Here is a 21,713-nt window from a genome sequence, read left to right on the forward strand (position 1 = left end):
TTTATGCTGGCAGCCGCCATGTTCTGCAGTCTCCTATGCGCGCGGTAGCGCGCACCCCCTGTGGATAACTTTCAACTATTCACATACCCTGTTCGCGCGTTTTTGGTTTTCGGTTTAGTGTGCGTGGCATGAACACTTTTGCAGCACTAGTCGCGGGTTTAACCAACCCGATCGAGACCCTGGCATCCTTTGATGCCCAGGTCCTCCTCGACGCTGGCTGCAAACCAGCCCTTGTGCGCGAATGGACCAAAGTCCACAAGGTCTACCACGGGCCCACCAAGTTCACCCGCAAACAAGCCAACGCGATCAAGATAGCTCGCTCGACGAAGAAGTCCTTGGATCAGCTTGCCTACATCGAATCATGTCTTGCCGGGATCACAGACCCCGGCAAGACATGGGAGTTACGCCTGGCGTTGCTGTCGGTTCCAGGCAATTATGAGACGTTGCAGCGTCGGGCGAAAGACATCATCCCCGAAGTGGACACGCCTGCCCCGGAGCCAACAATCCGGTTTGGTCGCTCACGTAAACAGTCCCGCCCCATGAACATTATGGGACCAGAACACGACATGGCAGCCATCGAGTACGCACTACGCCAAAAAATCACCAGCGATGGGCCTGCCGGCCCACAGATGTACGAAGCATTCATGACCATCCTGGGTCTTCGCCCCGACACTGTGGGCGAGACTCCAGCTCGGATTGCTCCTGCTGTGCCCCGCCCACTGATCCTCATCCCACTAGAAGAACACATCAAGATCATCAGTGGTGTAGGCGATGACATCATCCTGGGGCTTACCGATGGCACCACCATGACCGGTGCGGAATACTTGGCCCAGAATTTTGGGGACGTTCTAGAAGTAGCGATGTTCCACCCACAACAAGGTGCGGTCAACCTGTATGACACGCAACGGTTTGCTAACCAGAAACAACGCGACCTAGCCAGGGCATTATCACCAATCTGTCCAGTACCGGATTGCCGGCATGCGGCGGATAACTGTCAGGTCCACCACATCAAAGCCTGGTCGAAGGGTGGGTTAACCAACATGGATAACCTGGCGATGTTGTGCCGGTATCACAACCGCACCAACGACGACGACCCAGAACGCAGCTACCACGGCCGGGTGGACAACATCCGGGGCGCACCAATGTGGAGATCACCCCGCGGACACCTCATCCCCAACACCATCCACCCCTACGGCGCGATGACACTGCTCTACGGTAGATAACCCCACCAACACATGCCGAAAGCCAGCAACAGCTGGTCTTTCGGCATGCCCAAATTCGGTTGGTTTGACTATCGCAAATCACGCACTGCAAAAACGCAGGTCGCGAAGCGCTGCGCCGCGCGATAGTCAAACCGGGTAGTCGTGGCGCCCCATCACCACCAAACCCAACGAAGCGGGTTACTAAAACTAGACACACGTTGTGCCGGTTAGCTCCGAGTAGCCGGGGGTGAATGCGTACCGCCTAAGGGGAGGGAGCACAATGGGGCGCATGAAGAACATCCTCTCCATCCAGTCCGCGGTGGCGTATGGCCACGTGGGCAACTCCGCTGCTGTGTTCCCGCTCCAGCGCATCGGCCATGAGGTGTGGCCGGTGTACACCGTGAACTTTTCCAACCACACCGGCTACGGTGCGTGGGAAGGGCCGCTGATTCCCGCGGAACAGGTACGCAAGATCATTCAGGGGATTGAGGACCGCGGTGCGTTGGCACGGGTGGATGCGGTGCTGTCGGGCTACCAGGGTGGAGATGATATTGCGGATGTCATCGTGGATACCGTGGCCCGCGTCAAAGAGCTCAACCCGAATGCGGTGTATGCCTGCGACCCGGTGATGGGCAACGCCAAGTCGGGCTGCTTCGTGTCGGACAATATTCCGCCACTGCTGCGGGACAAGGTGGTGCCGGTGGCGGACATCATCACCCCTAACCAGTTTGAGTTGGGCTATCTCACCGGCAAGGAAGCAACGGATTTGGATTCCACGCTGGAAGCCGTAGAAGCTGCACGCGCGATGGGCCCGGACACGGTGTTGGTAACCTCCGTCACACGCCCGGACCAGCCGGAGGACACGGTGGAAATGCTCGTGGTGGACTCCCACGGGCGTTGGTTGGTGCAAACACCACGCTTGGCCTTCAAGCGCAACGGTTCCGGTGACGTGGCGTGTGCACTGTTCACCGGCCACTACATTGAGGCCATCGGCGGGACCGATGCTGCCACCGCTGCTAAGGATGCACTGGCCAAGACTGCATCGAGTGTGTTCGACCTCATTGAGAATACCCACAACGCGAACGCGCCGGAGCTGCTCCTGGTGGAATCCCAGGAGGCATACGCCCACCCGCGGATGCAGTTTGAGGTCACTGAAATCTAACTCCAGCCCCACGCCAGACGCGCCTGACACCAATATCTGGCGGTTGGGGCCGTAGCATGGGACAGCATGAGCGATACTTCTCGTGAGCCAGATTTTCCTGACTTCCCGGATGACGTGCCCGTGGACGCTTTCGCGGGATCGTCGATAAGCGGGTCTGGCTTTGGCGATGTTCCGGAAGGTTTCCGTTCCGGCTTTGTCAGCTTTGTGGGCCGCCCGAATACGGGTAAGTCGACGCTGACGAATGCGCTGGTGGGGGAGAAGATCGCGATCATGGCGGATCAGCCGGAGACGACGCGCCATCCGATCCGTGGGATTGTGAATAGGGAGGATGTGCAGATTGTGCTCGTCGATACGCCTGGTCTGCACCGCCCGCGCACGCTGCTGGGTGAGCGCCTCAATGAGGTGGTTAAGGACACCTTCGCTGACGTGGACGTGATCGGCTTGACCGTGCCCGCGAATGAGAAGATCGGCCCGGGCGACCGGTGGATTCTGGATGCGGTGCGCACAACCAAGCCGAATGCGCCGATCGTGGGCATTGTGACCAAGCTGGACCGGGCCAGCAAAGATCAGGTGGGTGAGCAGTTGATGCGCTTGCACGAGCTGCTGGTGGAGGCCACCGGGCGAGAAGACGTAGATGTTGTGCCGGTGTCCGCCACGGAGGGCGTGCAGCTGGACGTGCTTGTGGATGTACTGAAGAAGCACCTGCCGGAGGGCCCCCGTTTCTACCCCGAGGATCATGTCACGGACGAGGACACGGAGACACGTATCAGCGAACTCATCCGCGAGGAAGCGCTCAAGGGCCTGCGTGAGGAGTTGCCACACTCCGTTGCGGTACAGGTGGACGAGATCATCAACGAAGGTGACCGTGCCAAGATCTACGCCGTGATCTACTTGGAGCGCCCGGGCCAGAAGACGATCCTGGAGGGCCGCGATGGGCGCCGCCTCAACGGGATTGTTCAGCGCGCACGCAAGCAGATCATCGATCTGCTCGGACGCAATGTCTACCTTGACCTGCGCATCAAGGTGTTGAAGAACTGGCAGTCGGACCCCAAGCACTTGGGTAGGTTGGGCTTCTAAGATCATGGCAACCCGGCCTAGTTTCCGCGATCGTGCCTTCGTCGTGCGCACGTACGACTTCGGTGAGGCTGATCGCGTCGTTGTGCTGCTCACCCGCAATCACGGGCTGGTGCGCGCGGTGGCCAAGGGCGTGCGCAAGGCAAAAAGTCGTTTTGGTTCGCGGGTGCAGATGTTCGTGGAGCTCGACGTGCAGCTGTATCCTGCCCGCAATCAGGGGCGCGGCCTGGCTACCATCACGCAGGCTGACACGGTTGCGTATTACGGTCGCGGGATCATCGATAACTTTGATCGTTACACCGCCGGGTGCGCGATCTTGGAGTCGGCGGAAAGGTTGAGCTATGCGGATGGAACGCTTTTCGACGACATCTCCCACTCCCTCCGCCTCCTCCAAGACGCCACCAATCCCACTTTGGTGCTGGATGCCTTCATTCTGCAGGCCACCGCCCATGCTGGCTGGGGTTTGAGCCTGTTCAACTGTGCCCAATGCGGCCGTCCGGGACCACACCATGCTTTTCACCCACAGATCGGTGGTGCTGCGTGCCTGCACTGCCGCCCACCAGGAACGCGGGAAGTGGAGGAAGCTACCTTGCACATCATGTGGTTGCTGGCCGGTGGGCACTATGCCGCCGCGCAGGAACGTTTGACGGAAACAACCGCAGCGCAAGTGCATCGTTTGACCACGCAGCACCTCCAATATCACCTTGAGTCGGCGGTGAGCTCACTCAAAATCATGGAGCAGGCATAATGAAGCGGTGACTACTACCCCGCAGGATATCCCCAAAGATCTCATCCCACGCCACATCGCGTTGGTGATGGACGGCAATGGACGCTGGGCACAGGAACGCGGCATGCCACGTACTGAGGGCCACCGTGTGGGCAAGTCAGTGCTCATGGACATGGTGGATGCCTGTATTGAACTCGGTGGGGTGGAGTGGCTGTCCGCCTATACCTTTTCCACGGAGAATTGGCGGCGCAGCCCGGAGGAAGTGCGCTTCCTCATGGGCTTTTCCCGCGAAGTGATGCGTGAGGAGCGTGACCAGCTGCACGCCAAAAACGTGCGCATCGTGTGGGTGGGGCGCCGTCCTCGCCTATGGCGTTCGGTGATCAAGGAACTGGAAATCGCCGAGGAGATGACCAAGGACAACACGGGACTCACCTTGGCCATGTGCATTAACTATGGTGGCCGTGCGGAATTGGTGGATGCTACCCGCGCGATCGCGGAGGCTGCCCGCCGTGGTGAGCTGAAGCCAGGGGAGCTGACAGAAGAAACCCTGAGTAAGTGGCTGTACCGCCCCGATATGCCGGATGTGGACTTGTTCCTGCGCCCCTCGGGCGAACAGCGTACGTCTAACTTCTTGTTGTGGCAGTCGGCCTATGCAGAGATGGTGTACAGGGATATACTTTTCCCCGATTTCACAGCGGAAGACCTTTACAGTGCGGTGTATGAGTATGCGCAGAGAGACCGCAGATTCGGAGGCACTAAATGACGGACGCGGACAAGGGCACGGAGCGACAAGCCCCGTCGCGTGAGCAGATCCGCAGATGGCGCCAGTACCTTGCCAATGAGCGTGCGGAGGCAGCCACCTACCGTGAGCTGGCCAAGAAGCGTGAGGGGGATGAGCGCGAGATCCTCGAGAAGATCGCGGAGGCTGAGTCCCGCCATGAGAAGTACTGGCACGACAAACTCGGCCCGGAAGTGGGCATGCCTCTCAAACCAGATCTGCGCACACGCTTCATGTCTTTCATGGCGCGCAATTTCTCACCGGTGTTTGCGCTTGCTTTGATGCAAACCGCGGAACAGGGGTCACCGTATCTGAAGGACACTGACGCATCCGATGAGATCACCGCGGATGAAGCGATGCACGCGGAGGTTGTCCGCGCGCTAGCCACCCAGGGGCGGGAGAAACTCTCCGGCTCTTTCCGCGCCGCAGTCTTCGGTGCGAATGATGGCCTCGTGTCCAACGTTGCGCTGGTCCTCGGCGTCATGGGTTCGGGTGTGTCGTCCAATTACATCCTGCTCACAGGCATCTCGGGGTTGCTCGCAGGTGCGTTATCTATGGCGGCAGGGGAGTACATCAGCGTGAAAAGCCAGGCCGAGCTTCTTGACGCCTCCACTCCCGACCCCGAAGCCCGCGAACTCTTGCCCAAGCTGGATGTGAACGAAAATGAGCTGGCCTTGGTCTACCGCGCACGCGGTATGAGCGCTGAGGAAGCCGAAACACATGCGAATAACGTGTTCTGGGCAATGATGACGGGCCACCAGCACCACCACTATGACGGGCTGGACGTCAGCAAAGAGGATGCTGACGAGGGTGATAGCTCCGGCGCATGGGCAGCAGCAAGCGCGTCCTTCGTGTGCTTCGCTGCCGGCGCATTCATCCCCATCATCCCGTTTATCTTCGGCCTCGACCCACGCCCGGGCGCTATCGCCGCCCTGGTTCTGGTGTCCTTTGCACTGCTGATCACCGGCGGTATTACCGGCTTGTTGTCCGGCAAGAAGCCAGCGGCACGTGCATTCCGTCAGCTCGCCATCGGGCTTGGTGCCGCCGTGGTCACCTACGCGCTCGGTGTGCTCTTCGGCACGATCATCGGCTAGTGAGTCCAAGGACCCACTAGGAGGTCTGAAAGGCCTCCTAGGCCTCCTAGGATTTCTGTTGGCAGGTGGCGCAGGTGCCGAAGATCTCTGCGTCATGGCCTGACAAGGTATAGCCGTGGCTGGCTGCCATATCTTTGGCCCACTGTTCCACGGGCCCGCCTTCGATCTCCTCACTACGGCCGCAAGAGGTGCACACGAGGTGATGGTGGTGCCGGTCGCTCAAACAGTGGCGGTACAGCGTCTCACCAGTATCAGAATTCAGTGCATCCACTGCACCGATTTCCGTCAAGGTTTGTAGGGTGCGGTACACGGTGGTCAAACCCACCCTCTGGCCACGCTGCGTCAGCTCCTGGTGGATGGATTGGGCAGAGGCAAAACGATCAATCTCCTGCAGAACCTCAACAACAGCGGCGCGCTGCCGAGTATTACGCGCACCAATCTTCGGGGCAGCTGCCTGCCTGTGGGAGTGGGCGTTCCGGGACATGAAATCGACCTACTGTGTTCGTGGGGTGCAGGGGAGACGTCGATAAGCTCCCCGCGAATCTGACCGAGAGTTTAGTCTAGCCACCTGCGAACTTGAAAAAGCTACCTCCACGACATGTGTGCGGGGGTTGGCGAAGAAATGCTACAGGCTAGACTTGGGGGCGTTAATTTGCGCAAACCCCGCGAATGAATCTGAAACCAACGAGGAGAGTTGAACTGCCCATGGCCACGAGTGCTATTGATACCGTCGTTAACCTCTGCAAACGCCGCGGACTTGTGTACCCGGCCGGAGAAATTTACGGCGGCACGCGCTCCGCGTGGGACTACGGCCCGCTCGGCGTGGAGCTGAAGGAAAACATCAAGCGCCAATGGTGGAAGACCATGGTGCAGTCCCGCGCTGACGTGGTGGGTGTGGATACCTCCATCATCCTCCCGCCGCAGGTGTGGGTGGCTTCCGGCCACGTTGAGGTGTTCACCGACCCGCTGGTGGAATCCCTGTACACCCACAAGCGCTACCGTGCAGACCACCTGCTGGAGGCCTACGAAGAGAAGCACGGCCACCCGCCGGCAAACGGCCTGGCAGACATCAACGATCCGGAGACCGGTCAGCCGGGCAACTGGACTGAGCCGCGTGAGTTCTCCGGTTTGATGAAGACATACCTGGGCCCTGTCGATGACAAGGAAGGCCTGCACTACATGCGCCCGGAAACGGCGCAGGGCATCTTTGTGAACTTCAAGAATGTGATGACCTCGGCGCGCATGAAGCCACCGTTTGGTATTGCCAACGTGGGTAAGTCTTTCCGCAACGAGATCACGCCGGGCAACTTCATCTTCCGCACTCGCGAGTTTGAGCAGATGGAGATGGAATTCTTTGTCAAGCCTGGTGAGGACGAGCAGTGGCACCAGTACTGGATTGATGCCCGCCACCAGTGGTACCTCGACCTGGGCATCAACCCGGACAACCTGCGCCTCTACGAGCACCCGCAGGAGAAGCTGTCCCACTACTCCAAGCGCACCGTGGACCTGGAGTACGCCTACAACTTCCAGGGCTCCAAGTGGGGCGAGCTTGAAGGTGTGGCTAACCGCACCGACTACGACCTGAAGACGCACTCCGAGAAGTCCGGTGAGGACCTGAGCTTCTTCGACCAGGAAACCGGCGAGCGTTGGATCCCGTACTGCATCGAGCCGGCCGCCGGCCTGGGCCGCGCGATGATGGCCTTCCTCATCGACGCCTACCACGAGGATGAGGCACCGAACGCCAAGGGTGGCGTGGACACCCGCGTAGTGCTCAAGCTGGACCGCCGTCTGGCACCGGTCAAGGTTGCTGTTTTGCCGCTGTCCAAGAAGCCGGAGCTCGCTGGTCCGGCACAGGAGTTGGCACAGACCCTGCGCCAGCACTGGAACGTTGACTACGACACCTCTGGTGCCATCGGCCGCCGTTACCGCCGCCAGGATGAGATTGGTACCCCGTTCTGCGTCACCTATGACTTTGACTCCCTCGAGGATGGTGCCGTCACCGTGCGTGAGCGCGACACGATGGAGCAGGAGCGCGTGCCTCTCACTGAGCTGGAGTCCTACCTGGCTGCACGCCTTATTGGTTGCTAAGAGAGGTCTCGCACAATGCACTACGTGAGCTGGGATCGCACCAACCGGGATGAGCCGAAGCTGCTCGCCGAGAAGGGGCCGGAGGTGCTGGCCTCCTTCACCCATGACTCAGCGCAGGTGGAAGGGGATACGTGGGCGCTCATCACTACCCCCGAATCCGGCGCTGTGGCCAAGGACGGCTCCGGCCGTGAAATTGTGCGCGCCGACGGTTCCCTGAAGCGGGACAAGCAGCTCACCGTGCACGTGGACGGCGCGCAGTACGTCATCGTGGGTGAAACGTCGAAGAATTTCATCATCGATGACGCCGCCGGGCAGAAAGTTGCCCAGTTCACCAGCGATCACAATGGTGTGCGCAAAGCCATCCTCGAATTCGAGGGCGAAACCACTCTGCCGTACACCCATATCGTGGCCCTGGCCTGGGTCTCGCGCCTGATGCTGGAAGCCCGCAAGATGCTCAACAGCGCCGCGTTGATTGGTTTCTTGGTGTTCTTGAGTGTCTTCATCATCCTCGTCTGGATGATCGGCCCCTAATGCTCGCCGCAACATGGCGCGGGCCTCAGCTTATCGACGCCGACGGCGTCTCCCTCGCCACCTTCTCCCTCCCCGATTCCGCCTTGAAGATCGCCGGTGGCCCGCCGATCACCGTTGAACACACCGCCGGCGCCATGCGCTGGGAAGTCACCGGCACCACCGCGGAGGGGGAAACGTGGACTGTGCGCACCCACGGTTTTGGCGTACGCGTCCTCACCGCCCGCTGTGGTTCGCGCTCCTACCGGTTGGAACGCTCGGGTCGGATGTCGAAGAAACGGAAAGTGACCAACGCCGCCGGGGCTGTCATTGCTGAAACGTCCCCGCGGGGATTGCAGGATCTCGCCGTCACGCCAACGGCAGCAGCATCCGCTGTGCCGCTGGCGGACATCGCGTTTATGTCGTGGGCGCTTACGCTCATCGATACGCCTGCACGGCGCACGATGATCTAGTCAGGCTTTAGAAGCTTCCGCCGCGGCCGTAGCCTCCGCCCCCGCCCCCGCCGCCGCCGAAGCCTCCGCCTCCACCGCGACTGCTTCCGCCTCCGCCGCCGAAGCCACCGCCGCCACCACTGAGGATTGAGCCCCACAGGATCGCATTCGCCATGGATTCGAAGGTCTGTGAAGTACGCTCGCGACGGTACTGGTTCACATCATCCTCGGCAGCGCGGATAGCGCGCCGGGCGGTGTCCGCAGCAGTACGAGCGAACTCGATGGCGCCCTTCGTGTCCGAGATGCGGCGATTGCGTGCTTCCGCATCCTGGCGCTGCGCCTCCGCGAGGAGGGTGCGGGCGTGGGAGCCGATGATGCGACCACGGGACTGGATGAGGTCCTGGGCGCTTTGAATCTGCGCGGCCGTGGCCCGCAGCTGCTGGTCAAGGAGCTGCAGCTGGCGCTGCTGGTTGGTGGCGGCACCGCGGGCACGGTCAATCTGTTCATCAATATCCGCATCCAGCTCAGTGAGTTCGGTGTACAGCGCCAGCGGATCGTTCTCGGGGCGGTTGCCCATCGCGTTGAGTTCCTCGTGAGCACGGGTAGAAATCGCATCGAGGGCTGAAACATCAATGCGGGCGCCTTGCTGCGTCTGCTGCTTCAGCTGTTCAATCTCACGGAGTTCATCGCGGATCTCCTGGATCAGCGCGGGTAGGTTCGTGCGGGCAGTGGTGATGTTGGTATCAGCGTGCTCGATGGAGCTCAGGTTGGTGTCGGCGACTTCGACGGCGTGTTGGGCGGACCGGAGGACGTCGATAAGCGCACCCTGCTGACCAGCTGGCTGAGCGGCGATGCCACGGGCTTGCTCGAGCTGCCGCTCCGCCTCATTGATGGAGCCCACAGCGATATCCACGTTGTGAGCGATGGACTCAAGCAGGGTGTCCGCATACCGCTCCTGGAGGCCCTGCAAGGTGCTGCGAGCAGGCTCGATGCGTGCGCGCAGGTCCACGGTGCGCTGGAAAATCGTGTTGATTTCATCGCCGGCTTTCATCAACACACCACGCAGCTCCTGGAATTCTTCAGAGCGATCCTTCAGAGCCTGGTCTGCCGTGCCGCAGGAAGAAATGATGTCAATGAGCATGGCGCGCTTCTCCGGCTCGGTTTCCGGGATCGCGTCATAGAGCCGTTGGTGGATCCCAAACGCACGCTGCAAAGCAGAGGTGGCCTGGTTCATAGCGGCCGTGAACGGGCGCACACGGTCGGCGCCGAATTCTGCAGAGGCCACCGTGAGTTCTTCCTTGCCCAGACGAATTGATTCATCCGTGTGCACGAGTGCATCCCGTGCGAGTTCCTCCAACGTCGGGGTGGGCAGACTACCAAGTGAATCAGTATCGCCCGGGTTGAGCTCGCGGGCAGCGTCAAGCTGCTTCTTCGAGGTCTTCTTGTTCTTGTTGCGGCCGTACAACCAGAAACCGCCACCGGCAGCAGCGGCAGCACCCACACCACCGGCAACAAGGCCAAGGTCAGAACCATCACTGGCCCCGTTCACTGCGGTGATGGCATCCACACCTGCCTGGCCGAAATTGTCCTGAGTGAGCTGGTTGAAGGCGCTGTCATACATCTTGTCAATGTCGCCGGTGGGCCAATCCGAGCCGCCGTAGACGTAGAAATCACGGTGCTCAGGGGAGATAGCGATCACTGCGGTGTTTGGGCCCTTGGCGTCCACCGCTTCCACAGCCCAGCCTTCCGCACCCTCTGGGCCGAAGTTGTCGGAGTACACAACATAGGCGTTGCGGCCCTTGCTCTGCTGCAGTTCCTGGATAGCGTTCTCGATGGCAGTGACCTCGTCGCTGGACAGCACTCCGGCTTCATCGAGGACCTTGTCGCGCAGATCGCTCGGTGACAGCACCGTCGCGGCTGGTGCTTGTGCCTGAACGGAGTCCATGACCGCCAGGGCCAGGGGAGCAGCAGATAAAGCAATCCCGCCAGCCAGAACTGGGGTGGCGAGGGCAATACGGATATAGCGCGAAGTCATGGCCACGAGACTACCAGCGTGAGCCTAGGGCGAGACCTGAAAACCGGCGTGCGTGGACTCGCCACGATGCCTTCGTGCGTTTAGTGCGAAATCCGGTCTAGGCTCGATAGTGCTATGACTTACCAGTATGATTCGGCGGATTTCGCCCGCCGCGCGCCTGAGGGGGAGAAGGGGTCGCAGCTCGCCGGCGTTGATGAGCTCCGCGATGCGTTCGCGCGTGATCGTGCGCGGGTGTTGCACTCAGCTGCTTTACGACGCCTCGCCGACAAAACCCAGGTCGTCGGCCCCCGCGATGGCGATACCCCACGCACCCGTCTGACGCATTCGCTGGAGGTCGCCCAAATTTCACGCAGCATCGGCGCTGGTCTGGGCCTCAATCCCGACCTATGTGAGATGGCGGGACTCACGCACGACATCGGTCACCCGCCGTATGGCCATAACGGGGAGGTTGCGCTCAACGAGCTCGCCGCGGGGTGCGGAGGCTTCGAAGGCAATGCGCAAACACTGCGCATTCTCACCCGCCTTGAGCCGAAAGTGCTTGTACGCGGATCATCCTTCGGCCTCAATCTCACCCGCGCCGCCCTTGACGCGGCCTGTAAGTACCCGCGCACCCGCACGAACGCGGACGGTACAGTCAACCGCAAGTACGGGGCCTACGACGAGGATGCGACGATTCTCGCCTGGCTGCGCGAAGGCCACACCGATGACAAGCCGCCAATGGAAGCGCAGGTCATGGACTGTTCCGATGACATTGCGTACAGCGTTCATGATGTCGAGGACGGCATCGTTTCCGGCCGCGTTGATCTGAAGGTGCTGTGGGATCTCGTGGAACTCGCCGCCCTCGCGGAGAAAGGGGCAGCCGCATTCGGTGGCACCACCGATGAGCTTATCGACGCCGCAGCCCGCCTCCGTGCCCTCCCCATCGTCTCAGCCGCCGCCGACTTCGACTTCTCCCTCACCGGATACGTGACCTTGAAGAAGATGACGTCCGAGCTGGTTGGCCGCTATGTTGGTGCCGTTGTCGCTGCGACGTTGGAAGCCAACGATGGTCCCATCGGCCGCATGCACGGCGACCTTGTCATCCCGCCGGAAGCTGATGCGGAGGTCCGCCTCCTCAAAACCGTGGCCGTCCTCTACGTCATGGACATGCCAGCCCACATCGCACGCCAAGACCGGCAGCGTGACCGGATCCGCCACGTCTACTACTACTTGACTGCCGGCGCGCCGGGCACCCTGGACACCATGTTTGCCGCCTGGTGGAACGAGGCTGAAACTGATGCCGAGCGTCAGCGCGTGATCATCGACCAAATCGCCTCCATGACCGAGTCACGCCTGGAACGCACGGCGAAGAAGATCGCTTCCTTTGAGGGGTACTTCTAGGGCTTGTTCACGAACATGCCCTAGAAGAGAGACATGACCTAGGAGAGGGAGAGGAAAAGCTTCTCCAGCTTCTCCGCGTCCACTGCCTCGGGTCCCTCATCACGGTAACACTGCTTCAAGCCAGTGGCGATGAGGGAATACCCCGCACGGTCAAGCGCCTTCGATGCAGCAGCGAGCTGCGTCACCGCGTCCTCGCATTCCTCGCCGGCCTCGAGCATGCGGATCACCGCATCGATCTGCCCACGCGCACGCTTCAACCGCGTGATGGACGGTTTGATGTCTGCGGGGTCGAGCTTCATGCGCTTGCCTTTCCGTGCTTCCAAGTGAGGTAACCGCCATCTAGGTTAGCCACGCTGTATCCCAGATTCGTGAGCAAGCAGGCCGCATTGTGCCCACGCAAACCAACCTGGCAGTGAACAATGACATCCTCATGGCCAGCGATTTCCGTGTGGCGCTCACGCAACTCATCGAGTGGGATGTTCACCGAACCCGGAATGCCGCCGGAAGCGAATTCGCCAGGGGAGCGCACATCAACTAACAGTGTGCCCGCCGCCATCCGCTCATCCAGCTCGTGCCACTGCACGCTGTGTTCCCCGCGGCGCAGGTTGTCATTAATGAAGCCCGCGAAGTTCACCGGATCCTTGGCTGAGCCGAATTGCGGTGCGTAGGCCAGCTCCAGATCAGCAAGATCCGTTGCGGTCAAGCCGGCGCGCATGGCGGTGGCAATGACGTCGATGCGCTTATCTGCGCCTTCCTCGCCCACGGCCTGGGCGCCGAGAATCGCATCGGTCTTTGCATCCACCACGAGCTTCATATGCAACTGCGACGCACCCGGGTAGTACCCGGCGTGATTCAGCGGGTGCAGGTGGATGACGCGCACCTGCTTGCCGGCGGCGCGTGCGCGACGTTCGTTCCAACCTGTCGACGCAGCCGCCAACCCAAAGACACCCACGATCGCGGTACCCAACACCGGCACCGAAGCGGAATCCCGGCCCGTGATGACATCCGCAACGATGCGCCCGTGACGGTTCGCGGTCTGCGCGAGCGGGACCAATGTTGCATCCCCGGTGTGGAAGTCTTCCTTCGTAGCGGCATCACCGAGTGCGAAGATGTGCGGATCAGAAGTACGCAGCTGGTTATCCACCAGGATGCCGCCGTTTTCCGCCACCTCCAGCCCGGCGTCTCGGGCCAGCTCACTCGCCGGACGAACACCCACAGCGGCGACGACAACCTCGGCCGCGATCTCTTCACCCGAAGACAGAACGACGCCCGCCTCCGTCACCTTCTGCGCCTGCGCATTCGTGCGGACTTCCACACCGTTCGCTTCCATGCGTTCGCGCACAAGCTGCGCCATCTCGAGATCCAGTGGACCCAAGATCTGTGGGCCGGCCTCCACCACGGTGGTGTTCATACCGCGGTGGCGGAGGTTTTCCGCCAGTTCAAGGCCAATGAAACCACCGCCGATGATCGCGGCGGACTTCTTGCCCGCGATCACCTCAACGATGCGGTCCACATCTTCCACAGTGCGCAGCGTTAACGCCCGATCAATGCCTTCAATCGGCGGCACGAACGGAGTCGCGCCGGGGGAGAGCACCAGCTCGTCATATTCAATGACGTCCCCAGCATCGGTGGTCACTGTCTTCGCCTCGCGATCAATGGCCACCGCCCGTGTTTTCGCCCGGACATCAATGTTGAAGCGCTGCTTCAGTGCCTCCGGCGTTTGTAACAGAAGCGCGTCCCGCTCCTTGATCACGCCGCCGGCGTAATAGGGCAGGCCACAGTTGGCAAAGGACACGTACTCGGAGGCTTCCAGCACGATGATGTAGCGGTTCTCATCGTTGCGGCGTAGACGAGTCGCCGTGGACATGCCACCGGCAACGCCACCGATGATCACGGTCGTGGGGGTGTTCATGTTTATCGAGTCTCCTGTGATGAAACGGCGGATGGGTTAGCCAAAGAGTCGGCTGAGAAAGCCCTGCTTCTTCGGGGCGGAAGCATTGCGGGGGCAGGTGCACCACTGGCCCGGCGCCACGCCAGCCTTCACCTCATCGACGTGGTTTCCACAACCAGCCCACGTGGTCTTACCGCAAGATTTGCAGGGAACGGGACGGCACATTGCTTCTCCTTGTTGTTCAATTGGACTCGGATACCCCTCCGGGTATGTTCAAACAATATACCCCTAGGGGTATGTAGCGCAATGGGGAGCTTGGAGCGCTAAGCAAGATTTCGGCGGCGTAGATGTCGTGCGGCCTTCACTTCATGTACGAAAGCGTCAGGGTTCGCCTCTATCTCCTCGGTGGTGAAGTAGAGCTTGCGATATCCGCGGGAGGCCATCCATCGTTCCCGCTTCCGAAGCCTCGCGGCCATTGACTGCAGTTTCGGCTCCGATTCCATCGCGAGCCACAAAGGATCCTTGTCAATTTCAATGATCACGTCATTGCCAACGAGAAGCGTCGCCCGCCCCATCCCCTCAATTTCATGCTGCACCCGCACATCCACTCCAGCCTCAACGAGCAGCGAGTACGCGAGCAAGTATGAAAATGACCCCAGCTCCTCCGTGTGCTGAGGTAAACGAACCGCCAAGGTCTTCCAATGTGGATGAATCGGGCCATCAAAATTCTCGGCGTACGAAGAAATCGTGTCCGCGCTGAGCCCGTGCTCGCGCAACCAGCCCACGGCAAGCCGCGCATTCGTGGCATCCCCCAATCGGCACAGATCAAGATAGGTCCGCAGCGGATGCGTGACACGCACCCCATCAAGCTCCACGATCTCATCCACCCGGAGCTTCACAGACTTGAATCGGGTCTTTTCGGGAAGCCTGCTTTTCGACGGCTGATGCCCCGACGGCAACGCCATCACCACAAACCCGTCATCGGGCCGAAGAAACCACATTCCCCATTGCGCCGCAGCCCATATGCCGATGAGCACAGCTTTCCTTGTGTCCCCCACCGCAGCAGCTCCGCGCACGACGATTTTCTGCTTCGAAGAAAGACTGAGCCACCACTCCGCCTGAAGAGCGCTCGTTCGTGCCACGTAGCGGAGCTGGGGTGAAGGGTGTGCGGGATCCTCTGGTGAAACCTGAATTCGCTCCCGCATGAAGCGTTGGCGTAACTCTCGCGCTGTCTGGATCTCTTCAACGTCCTGACCAGCGAACTCTAACCATTCTTGCGCATCTTTCATGTCCCCGATGTCCCCCTGATTTACGTGATCTCCCCTGAATTCACGGCGATGAATTCAGGTTTCAGCATAGGCTCCCGCGGAGGAAGTATGGGAGGGAGGTGAGGGGGAGCGGGGAGGGGCAAGTGGTTTATTCCACGTCGGCTTCGGGGATTTCGCAGAAGGTTCCGTAGTGGTCCCAGGTGTAGTAGTACACATCCGGGTCTTGTGGGGTGCCGCCGCCGGTGACGAGGCGGCGTTCGCCGCGACCGGTTCGTCCTGGTGTGGGCACGGTGTATTCGCGGTAGTAGTTGGAGTGCTCTTCTGGGAGGATGCTCTCGTAATTGCCAAAGTGTCCGCCGTCGGTGGCGGGGTATGTGAGGGGGGAGTTGGAGTGGATGTCGTCGATAAGCGAAAAAGCTTCTTCAGGCACTTGGCTGGGGCCGCATTCGCTGACTTCGTCGTGGAGGAATGAGTAGCCGATCGCCAGCATGGTCATCAGTGTGATGGCGAGGAGCAGGGGGAATGCCGGCGTTTGCCGGTTGGTACTGTCGCCGTCGTTCGATGCAGAGCGACCCGTGGAGCCAAGAGACATGGCCACCATATTAAAGCCTTGGCCAGCGCGGTACTATAAGCGCCATGGCTAGGGGCAGGATTCCGGATAGTGACATCGAGGCGATCCGTGAGCGTGCCAACATCGCGGACATTGTGGGGGAGTATGTCCAACTGAAACCCGCGGGACACGATTCCTTGAAAGGTCTCTCGCCTTTCAAGGATGAGAAAACACCGTCATTCCATGTGCGTCCTGCACGAGGGTATTACCACTGCTTCTCGACGGGGAAGGGCGGCGATGTCTTTTCCTTCATGATGGAAATGGAGCAGCTCAGCTTCCCGGAAGCGGTTGAGGCTGTGGCTGAGGAGATCGGCTATCACATCAACTACCAGGGCGGATCCACTGGTGCGCGCGATGTGAAGCCTGGGACTCGTGCGCGTTTGCTTGCTGCGAATAAGGCTGCGCATGAGTTCTACCGTGAGCAGCTGGAAAAACCGGAAGCTGAAGTGGGGCGTCGGTTCTTGCTTGATCGCGGTTTTGACCGTGAGACTATCCACCACTTTGAGTGTGGCTACGCACCGGACGGATGGGACACATTGACCAAGCACCTGCTGCGTAAAGGTTTTGGTGCGCAGGAGCTGCAAGAAGCGGGGCTGTCCACGATGGGGAGGCGGGGGCCGATTGATAAGTTCCGGCGTCGTTTGTTGTGGCCGATCAAGGATGTTGCTGGCAACGTTATTGGTTTTGGCGCTCGCAAGCTTTTCGACGATGACCAAATGGGCAAGTACATGAACACCCAGGACACAATGCTGTACCACAAGTCCAAAGTGTTGTTCGGTCTGGATTTGGCCAAGAAGCACATTGCGCAGGGGCACCAGTGCGTTGTGGTCGAAGGCTATACCGACGTTATGGCCATGCATGCCGCCGGTATTAAAACCGCTGTGGCTGCTTGTGGCACCGCTTTTGGCAAGGACCACATGAGCATAATTCGCCGTCTCATGTTGGATGACAATTACTTCCGGGGTGAGCTGATCTACACCTTCGACGGTGATGAGGCTGGCCAAAAGGCGGCGATGCGTGCTTTTGAGGGAGACCAGCAGTTCACGGGACAATCCTTCGTGGCTGTCGCGCCGGAGGGGATGGATCCGTGCGATCTGCGGATGGCTAAGGGTGATTCCGCGGTGCGGGATTTGGTGGCAAGCCGCATTCCCATGTTTGAGTTTGTCATCGAGTCTTTGTTGAAGGATTATTCCCTCGACACGGCTGAGGGCCGTTTGCAGGCGTTGCGTCGCACGGTGCCGGTGGTGGCGCAGATTCGCGACACCCCGTTGCAGACTGAATACGCTCGCCAGCTCGCTGGCTGGGTTGGGTGGCCGGACCCGAATGAAGTGATCCGCCAGGTGCGCGCGGAGGCGAAGAACCCGAAGGCGCCGAAGCGTCGGTCGTGGGAGCCGGCTGCCCCGCAACAGCAGCAGCCCGCGCCGGGGCAGGAAGCATTCGTTCTACCTAATCCGGAAGATCCACGGTTGTGGGCGCAGCGCGAAGCACTCAAGGTGGCGTTGCAGTATCCGGGTGCTGTGGGGAGCTACTTCGACGGGATTAATCCGGACGCGTTCACCCACCCGGCGTATCGTGCGGTGCGCGACGCGATGGGCAAAGCCGGCGGCACTTCCAATGTGGCCACCGAAGCGTCGGGTAGGCAGTGGATTACGCGTGTCTCCGAGGAGATGCTGAACGACGCTGGGCGCAACTTCGTTTCGGAGCTAGCGGTGGAGGATATCCGTGCGGAGGATCCTGTGGCGTATGCGGACTCGGTGCTGTCCCGCCTGCAGGAGGTGCGGGTGGGCAATCAGATTGCTCAACTGAAATCCCAGTTGCAGCGCATGCGCCCGAGTGATGATGAGATGGCGTATAACGCGCTGTTCTCCGATCTCATCGCGCTTGAGCAGGCGCGGCGAGAGCTGAATGAGCGGGCCTTCCGGGGATAAAGAAGCAGGGATGGTTCTAAGATTTAGTCCATGACCATCCTCGTCCTTGATCCTCGTTGGCCTGATCTGATTCCTTTGGCTGTTGCTACTGGCCTTGAAGGTCCAATTGCATACACGGATGAGGTGCCAGATTCGGTTCGGTGGAACTTGGGGGACATTGCGGTCACCGACTCGGTTGAGGGAACCCTGATCACCACTGATGTCTCTGATCCGGCGGTGCAGGAGCGCATTAAGGCGGGGGAGAGGCTCATCGAGGCCTCGTCGCTTGTGGATCCGGTCCAGGAGGCTCAACGCGTTATGCACGTTGCTCGCGCTCGTGGGGAGTGGGAGCAGGCCCAAACACACACGAGCTTGCTTGAGTACCTCGAGCAGGAAACGCAAGAACTCATTGAGGCAGTGAGGGACAACCACAGTGAGGAAGATCTGAAGAAGGAACTGTCCGATCTCCTTCTTCAGGTCTTGTTCCATGCGGAGCTCGCTGCGGAGCGCGGTGCGTTTACGTTCGCGGATGTGGCGGAAGCCTTCGTGAACAAGATGAAAGTTCGTGCGCCTTATCTTTTCGACGGTTCTGTGGGGACGGTTTCCGTCGATAAGCAAGACCGCCTGTGGGAAGAAGGCAAGCGCAAAGAGAAGTCCGCGGAATAGGCAGCTGAAACCGTTGGGCTAGAGGCTGCTGCCGGCGGGGAGGATGGCCGGGAGGACGTCGCGAAGTTCTGGCATACCTGCGTCTGCGGAGAGCTTGGAGGCGAATTCGATGGCCTGACTTTGCGGGGTGGCCGGGTCTGCCTTGACTACACCGCATGCGAGTGCGCGGTCGGCGACGGCGTTGATCGTAGGGGTGGTGAGGAGCTTGGTGGTGGCGTCAGCGCCGAAGGCCGTGTTCAGGTTGTTGACCAGCTGGCTGCGGGTGGTGTCGCCCTTGGCCATATCGGTCGCGCGGAGGACAGAGCCGACGGCGCCACAATCGAGGGTGGCGATGCTGCCGTTGAAAACCTTGAGCAGCTCAAAGGCGTTGTTCTGAGCGTCGGCCTTGGTGGCAGTCAGGGCGCCACCGGCGACGGTAGCGGCGAGAACAGCGGTGATGGCGGCGGTACGGATGCGCATGGGGAAGGGGGTCCTTTCGGGCAGACAAATGAGTTGTTTTACAGACGAACATTGATACTACAGTGACGCAAGTGAAATTTGTTACTTAATTTTGGAATGGGGACCCCCTATCGATCCCGAGCTGATGCAGGTTGGTCAGAATGTCGCGCCGGGACTGTAGAGTGAGCCACCGTGACAGCACCCAGATTTCAGCCACGACGCCGCCGCAGAAGGCGCGCAGGTAATCCTGTGCGCGGTTGCGGTTGTGGCGCGGTGCTTGCTGTGCTCATGGTGATGGTCTTGGTCATCGCACTGACCTTCTGGGTGATCAGCTTGCTCGATATTGATGCCCCGGGATCCCGGCGCCAGCCAGTGCCGACGGATGTGCCGCCGGCAGCAGCGACTTCACCACCGGCCGTGGATATTCATGGCCCCGGTCGCACTGCTGATTTGCTCACGGAGTGGGCGCAACCTATCGCGGAGGCCACCAAGATCGATCCGCAGGCGGTGCGCGCCTACGGCAACGCCGAACTCATCGCGGCTGAAGCTTGGCCGAATTGCAATCTGCGCTGGAACACGCTTGCCGGAATTGGGTGGGTGGAAACTCGCCATGGCACATATTCAGGAAAGCTTTTCGACGGAGCCGAGCTCGACAACACCGGCGTCGTCGTCCCGCCAATCGTCGGTCCTGCCCTTGACGGCACCCAAGGGTTTGCCCGAATCTTGGACACGGACAACGGGCACTATGACAATGACACGGAATTTGATCGTGCCGTTGGCCCGATGCAGTTCATCCCTGAATCCTGGAACCGCTTTGGGCGTGATGCCAACGGCGATGGTTACGCCGACCCGCAGCAGATTGATGATGCTGCCTTAGGGGCGGCAAACCTCCTGTGTAGTGGCGGAAGGGACCTGAGTGCAGCGGAAGATTGGCAATCAGCGATCTTGGGTTACAACCATTCTTATGACTATCTTGCCCGCGTCCGAGATGCCGCCGCGAACTATGCGTTGGGGCAAGCAGCACATAGATAGCTAACAGATAGGCATTAGCGTTACGTAGCTGCCTAATCCTCCGTACAATTAGGGGTGGCCAATCCACCACTGATGTAAAAGGAGACATTCCAAGTGGCTGACATCATGCTGACGTTCGCCCGCGAGATCATGGACTCTCGCGGTAACCCCACGGTTGAGGTCGAGGTCTTCCTCGAAGACGGTTCCCACGGTATCGCTGCGGTTCCGTCCGGTGCCTCCACTGGCGAGCATGAGGCGCACGAGCTGCGCGACGGCGATGACCGCTACGGCGGCAAGGGTGTGCAGAAGGCTGTCACCAACGTTAATGAGACTATTGCGGACGCTATCGCTGGGATCGAAGCCGATGATCAGCGTGTGCTAGACCTGACCATGATTGAGGTTGACGGCACGGACAACAAGAGCAACCTGGGCGCTAACGCCATCTTGGGTGTGTCCATGGCTGCGGCGAAGGCGGCTGCGGATTCCGCTGGTCTCCCGCTGTACCGCTACATCGGTGGCCCGAATGCCCACATCCTCCCAGTGCCTATGATGAACATTCTTAACGGTGGTGCTCACGCTGACTCCGGTGTGGATGTTCAGGAGTTCATGATCGCCCCGATTGGTGCGGAAACCTTCACCGAGGCACTCCGTCAGGGTGCTGAGGTCTACCACGCGCTGAAGTCCGTGATTAAGTCCAAGGGTCTGTCCACCGGTCTGGGCGATGAGGGTGGCTTTGCCCCGTCGGTCGGCTCCACCAAGGAAGCGCTGGACCTCATTGTTGAGGCTATTGAGAAGGCCGGCTACAAGCTGGGCGAAGAGATCGCTCTGGCGCTCGACGTTGCTTCCTCCGAGTTCTTCGAAAACGGCACCTACAACTTCGAAGGCGGTCAGCACACGGCAGAGGAGATGGCTAAGGTCTACGCCGACCTGGTGGAAAACTACCCGATCGTGTCTATCGAGGATCCGTTGGATGAGAACGATTGGGAGGGCTACGTCAAGCTCACCGCTGAGATCGGTGACAAGGTGCAGATTGTTGGTGATGACTTCTTTGTCACCAACCCGGAGCGCCTCGCCCGCGGTATCGAGCAGAACGCAGCGAACGCTCTGCTGGTGAAGGTGAACCAGATTGGTACCCTCACCGAGACCTTTGATGCTGTTGAGCTGGCACACCGCAATGGTTACCGCACCATGATGTCCCACCGTTCCGGTGAGACTGAGGACACCACCATTGCGGATCTGGCAGTGGCCCTGTCCTGTGGCCAGATCAAGACTGGTGCGCCGGCACGTTCTGAGCGTGTGGCTAAGTACAACCGCCTTATCCGCATCGAGGAGGAGCTCGGCCCGGCTGCTGTGTACGCCGGCCGCGACGCGTTCCCGCGTTTTAACTAGGCACGAGTGAAGGATGTGGCATCCCGGCTGACTT

General features: G+C 60.3%; 22 protein-coding genes. 14 read left to right on the plus strand and 8 right to left on the minus strand.

The annotated features are described in order from the left end of the window. The first annotated feature begins 128 nt into the window (after nucleotides 1-128). The 6 genes from QP968_RS00310 (at nucleotide 129) to QP968_RS00335 (ending at nucleotide 6,037) form a co-directional block, all read left to right on the plus strand. Complete coding sequence (locus QP968_RS00310) at nucleotides 129-1,223, plus strand: HNH endonuclease signature motif containing protein (RefSeq protein WP_284854339.1); 1,095 nt, start codon at nucleotides 129-131, stop codon at nucleotides 1,221-1,223. Between the two features lie 259 nt (nucleotides 1,224-1,482). Continuing rightward, nucleotides 1,483-2,364, plus strand: a complete 882-nt coding sequence (pdxY, locus tag QP968_RS00315; protein WP_502870896.1) for a pyridoxal kinase PdxY — start codon at nucleotides 1,483-1,485, stop codon at nucleotides 2,362-2,364. Between the two features lie 66 nt (nucleotides 2,365-2,430). Next, on the plus strand, nucleotides 2,431-3,441 hold the full coding sequence (gene era / locus QP968_RS00320; RefSeq protein WP_284854341.1) for a GTPase Era: 1,011 nt from the start codon (nucleotides 2,431-2,433) through the stop codon (nucleotides 3,439-3,441). A 4-nt stretch (nucleotides 3,442-3,445) separates the two neighbouring features. Further along, nucleotides 3,446-4,186 (plus strand): DNA repair protein RecO, encoded by a 741-nt coding sequence (gene recO / locus QP968_RS00325; protein ID WP_284854342.1) that lies wholly within the window; start codon nucleotides 3,446-3,448, stop codon nucleotides 4,184-4,186. 7 nt (nucleotides 4,187-4,193) lie between these two features. Continuing rightward, nucleotides 4,194-4,928, plus strand: a complete 735-nt coding sequence (locus tag QP968_RS00330; RefSeq protein ID WP_284854343.1) for an isoprenyl transferase — start codon at nucleotides 4,194-4,196, stop codon at nucleotides 4,926-4,928. Next, a complete protein-coding gene (locus tag QP968_RS00335) occupies nucleotides 4,925-6,037 on the plus strand; it encodes a VIT1/CCC1 transporter family protein (RefSeq protein WP_284854344.1) in 1,113 nt (370 codons plus the stop codon). The genes QP968_RS00330 and QP968_RS00335 overlap by 4 nt, the downstream gene beginning before the upstream one ends. 46 nt (nucleotides 6,038-6,083) lie before the next feature. Here QP968_RS00335 and QP968_RS00340 read toward each other — a convergent pair whose 3' ends face one another. Next, nucleotides 6,084-6,521 (minus strand): Fur family transcriptional regulator, encoded by a 438-nt coding sequence (locus tag QP968_RS00340; protein WP_284854345.1) that lies wholly within the window; start codon nucleotides 6,519-6,521, stop codon nucleotides 6,084-6,086. A gap of 221 nt (nucleotides 6,522-6,742) precedes the next feature. Here QP968_RS00340 and QP968_RS00345 point away from each other — a divergent pair, with 221 nt between their 5' ends. From QP968_RS00345 to QP968_RS00355, 3 genes are read left to right on the plus strand one after another with little or no spacing between them, the layout of a single operon-like run. After that, entirely contained in the window at nucleotides 6,743-8,125 is a 1,383-nt protein-coding gene (locus QP968_RS00345; protein WP_284854346.1) for a glycine--tRNA ligase, read from the plus strand. A gap of 15 nt (nucleotides 8,126-8,140) precedes the next feature. Further along, nucleotides 8,141-8,656 (plus strand): hypothetical protein, encoded by a 516-nt coding sequence (locus QP968_RS00350; protein WP_284854347.1) that lies wholly within the window; start codon nucleotides 8,141-8,143, stop codon nucleotides 8,654-8,656. Further along, nucleotides 8,656-9,105 (plus strand): hypothetical protein, encoded by a 450-nt coding sequence (locus tag QP968_RS00355; protein WP_284854348.1) that lies wholly within the window; start codon nucleotides 8,656-8,658, stop codon nucleotides 9,103-9,105. Before QP968_RS00350 ends, QP968_RS00355 begins: the two co-directional genes overlap by 1 nt. Nucleotides 9,106-9,112: 7 nt before the next feature. Here the strand turns inward: QP968_RS00355 and QP968_RS00360 are convergent, their stop codons facing one another. Beyond that, entirely contained in the window at nucleotides 9,113-11,119 is a 2,007-nt protein-coding gene (locus tag QP968_RS00360) for a TPM domain-containing protein (RefSeq protein ID WP_284854349.1), read from the minus strand. 114 nt (nucleotides 11,120-11,233) lie between these two features. Between QP968_RS00360 and QP968_RS00365 the strand changes: the two genes are divergently transcribed. Then, nucleotides 11,234-12,499: a deoxyguanosinetriphosphate triphosphohydrolase gene (locus QP968_RS00365; RefSeq protein ID WP_284854351.1), complete on the plus strand. Its 1,266-nt coding sequence runs from the start codon at nucleotides 11,234-11,236 to the stop codon at nucleotides 12,497-12,499. Between the two features lie 38 nt (nucleotides 12,500-12,537). Here the strand turns inward: QP968_RS00365 and QP968_RS00370 are convergent, their stop codons facing one another. From QP968_RS00370 to QP968_RS00390, 5 genes are all read right to left on the minus strand, one after another. Continuing rightward, nucleotides 12,538-12,798 carry a metal-sensitive transcriptional regulator gene (locus tag QP968_RS00370; protein ID WP_284854352.1) on the minus strand — a complete coding sequence of 87 codons (261 nt, stop codon included), beginning with the start codon at nucleotides 12,796-12,798 and terminating at the stop codon, nucleotides 12,538-12,540. Then, complete coding sequence (locus QP968_RS00375; RefSeq protein WP_284854353.1) at nucleotides 12,795-14,411, minus strand: FAD-dependent oxidoreductase; 1,617 nt, start codon at nucleotides 14,409-14,411, stop codon at nucleotides 12,795-12,797. The genes QP968_RS00370 and QP968_RS00375 overlap by 4 nt, the downstream gene beginning before the upstream one ends. Before the next feature lie 36 nt (nucleotides 14,412-14,447). Next, nucleotides 14,448-14,615 (minus strand): DUF8730 family Cys-rich protein, encoded by a 168-nt coding sequence (locus tag QP968_RS00380; protein WP_284854354.1) that lies wholly within the window; start codon nucleotides 14,613-14,615, stop codon nucleotides 14,448-14,450. Nucleotides 14,616-14,713: 98 nt separating this feature from the next. Further along, a complete protein-coding gene (locus QP968_RS00385) occupies nucleotides 14,714-15,679 on the minus strand; it encodes a hypothetical protein (protein WP_284854355.1) in 966 nt (321 codons plus the stop codon). Nucleotides 15,680-15,806: 127 nt separating this feature from the next. Continuing rightward, nucleotides 15,807-16,250 (minus strand): guanyl-specific ribonuclease, encoded by a 444-nt coding sequence (locus QP968_RS00390; protein WP_284854356.1) that lies wholly within the window; start codon nucleotides 16,248-16,250, stop codon nucleotides 15,807-15,809. A gap of 44 nt (nucleotides 16,251-16,294) precedes the next feature. Between QP968_RS00390 and dnaG the strand changes: the two genes are divergently transcribed. After that, nucleotides 16,295-18,196, plus strand: coding sequence for a DNA primase (dnaG, locus tag QP968_RS00395; RefSeq protein ID WP_284854357.1), 1,902 nt, complete (start codon nucleotides 16,295-16,297; stop codon nucleotides 18,194-18,196). 30 nt (nucleotides 18,197-18,226) lie between these two features. Further along, the gene (locus QP968_RS00400; protein ID WP_284854358.1) at nucleotides 18,227-18,841 is read left to right on the plus strand and encodes a MazG nucleotide pyrophosphohydrolase domain-containing protein; all 615 of its coding nucleotides are present in this window, start codon (nucleotides 18,227-18,229) and stop codon (nucleotides 18,839-18,841) included. Between the two features lie 18 nt (nucleotides 18,842-18,859). Here the strand turns inward: QP968_RS00400 and QP968_RS00405 are convergent, their stop codons facing one another. Next, complete coding sequence (locus tag QP968_RS00405; protein ID WP_284854359.1) at nucleotides 18,860-19,300, minus strand: hypothetical protein; 441 nt, start codon at nucleotides 19,298-19,300, stop codon at nucleotides 18,860-18,862. 267 nt (nucleotides 19,301-19,567) lie between these two features. On the opposite strand from QP968_RS00405, the gene QP968_RS00410 reads away from it, so the two are divergent. Both QP968_RS00410 and eno read left to right on the plus strand, forming a co-directional pair. Then, on the plus strand, nucleotides 19,568-20,311 hold the full coding sequence (locus QP968_RS00410; RefSeq protein WP_284854823.1) for a lytic transglycosylase domain-containing protein: 744 nt from the start codon (nucleotides 19,568-19,570) through the stop codon (nucleotides 20,309-20,311). A gap of 93 nt (nucleotides 20,312-20,404) precedes the next feature. Further along, entirely contained in the window at nucleotides 20,405-21,679 is a 1,275-nt protein-coding gene (gene eno, locus QP968_RS00415) for a phosphopyruvate hydratase (protein ID WP_284854360.1), read from the plus strand. The last annotated feature ends 34 nt before the right edge of the window (nucleotides 21,680-21,713 follow it).

This window comes from Corynebacterium sp. MSK041 (assembly GCF_030232265.1).
In the GTDB taxonomy this organism is placed as follows: Bacteria; Actinomycetota; Actinomycetes; order Mycobacteriales; family Mycobacteriaceae; genus Corynebacterium.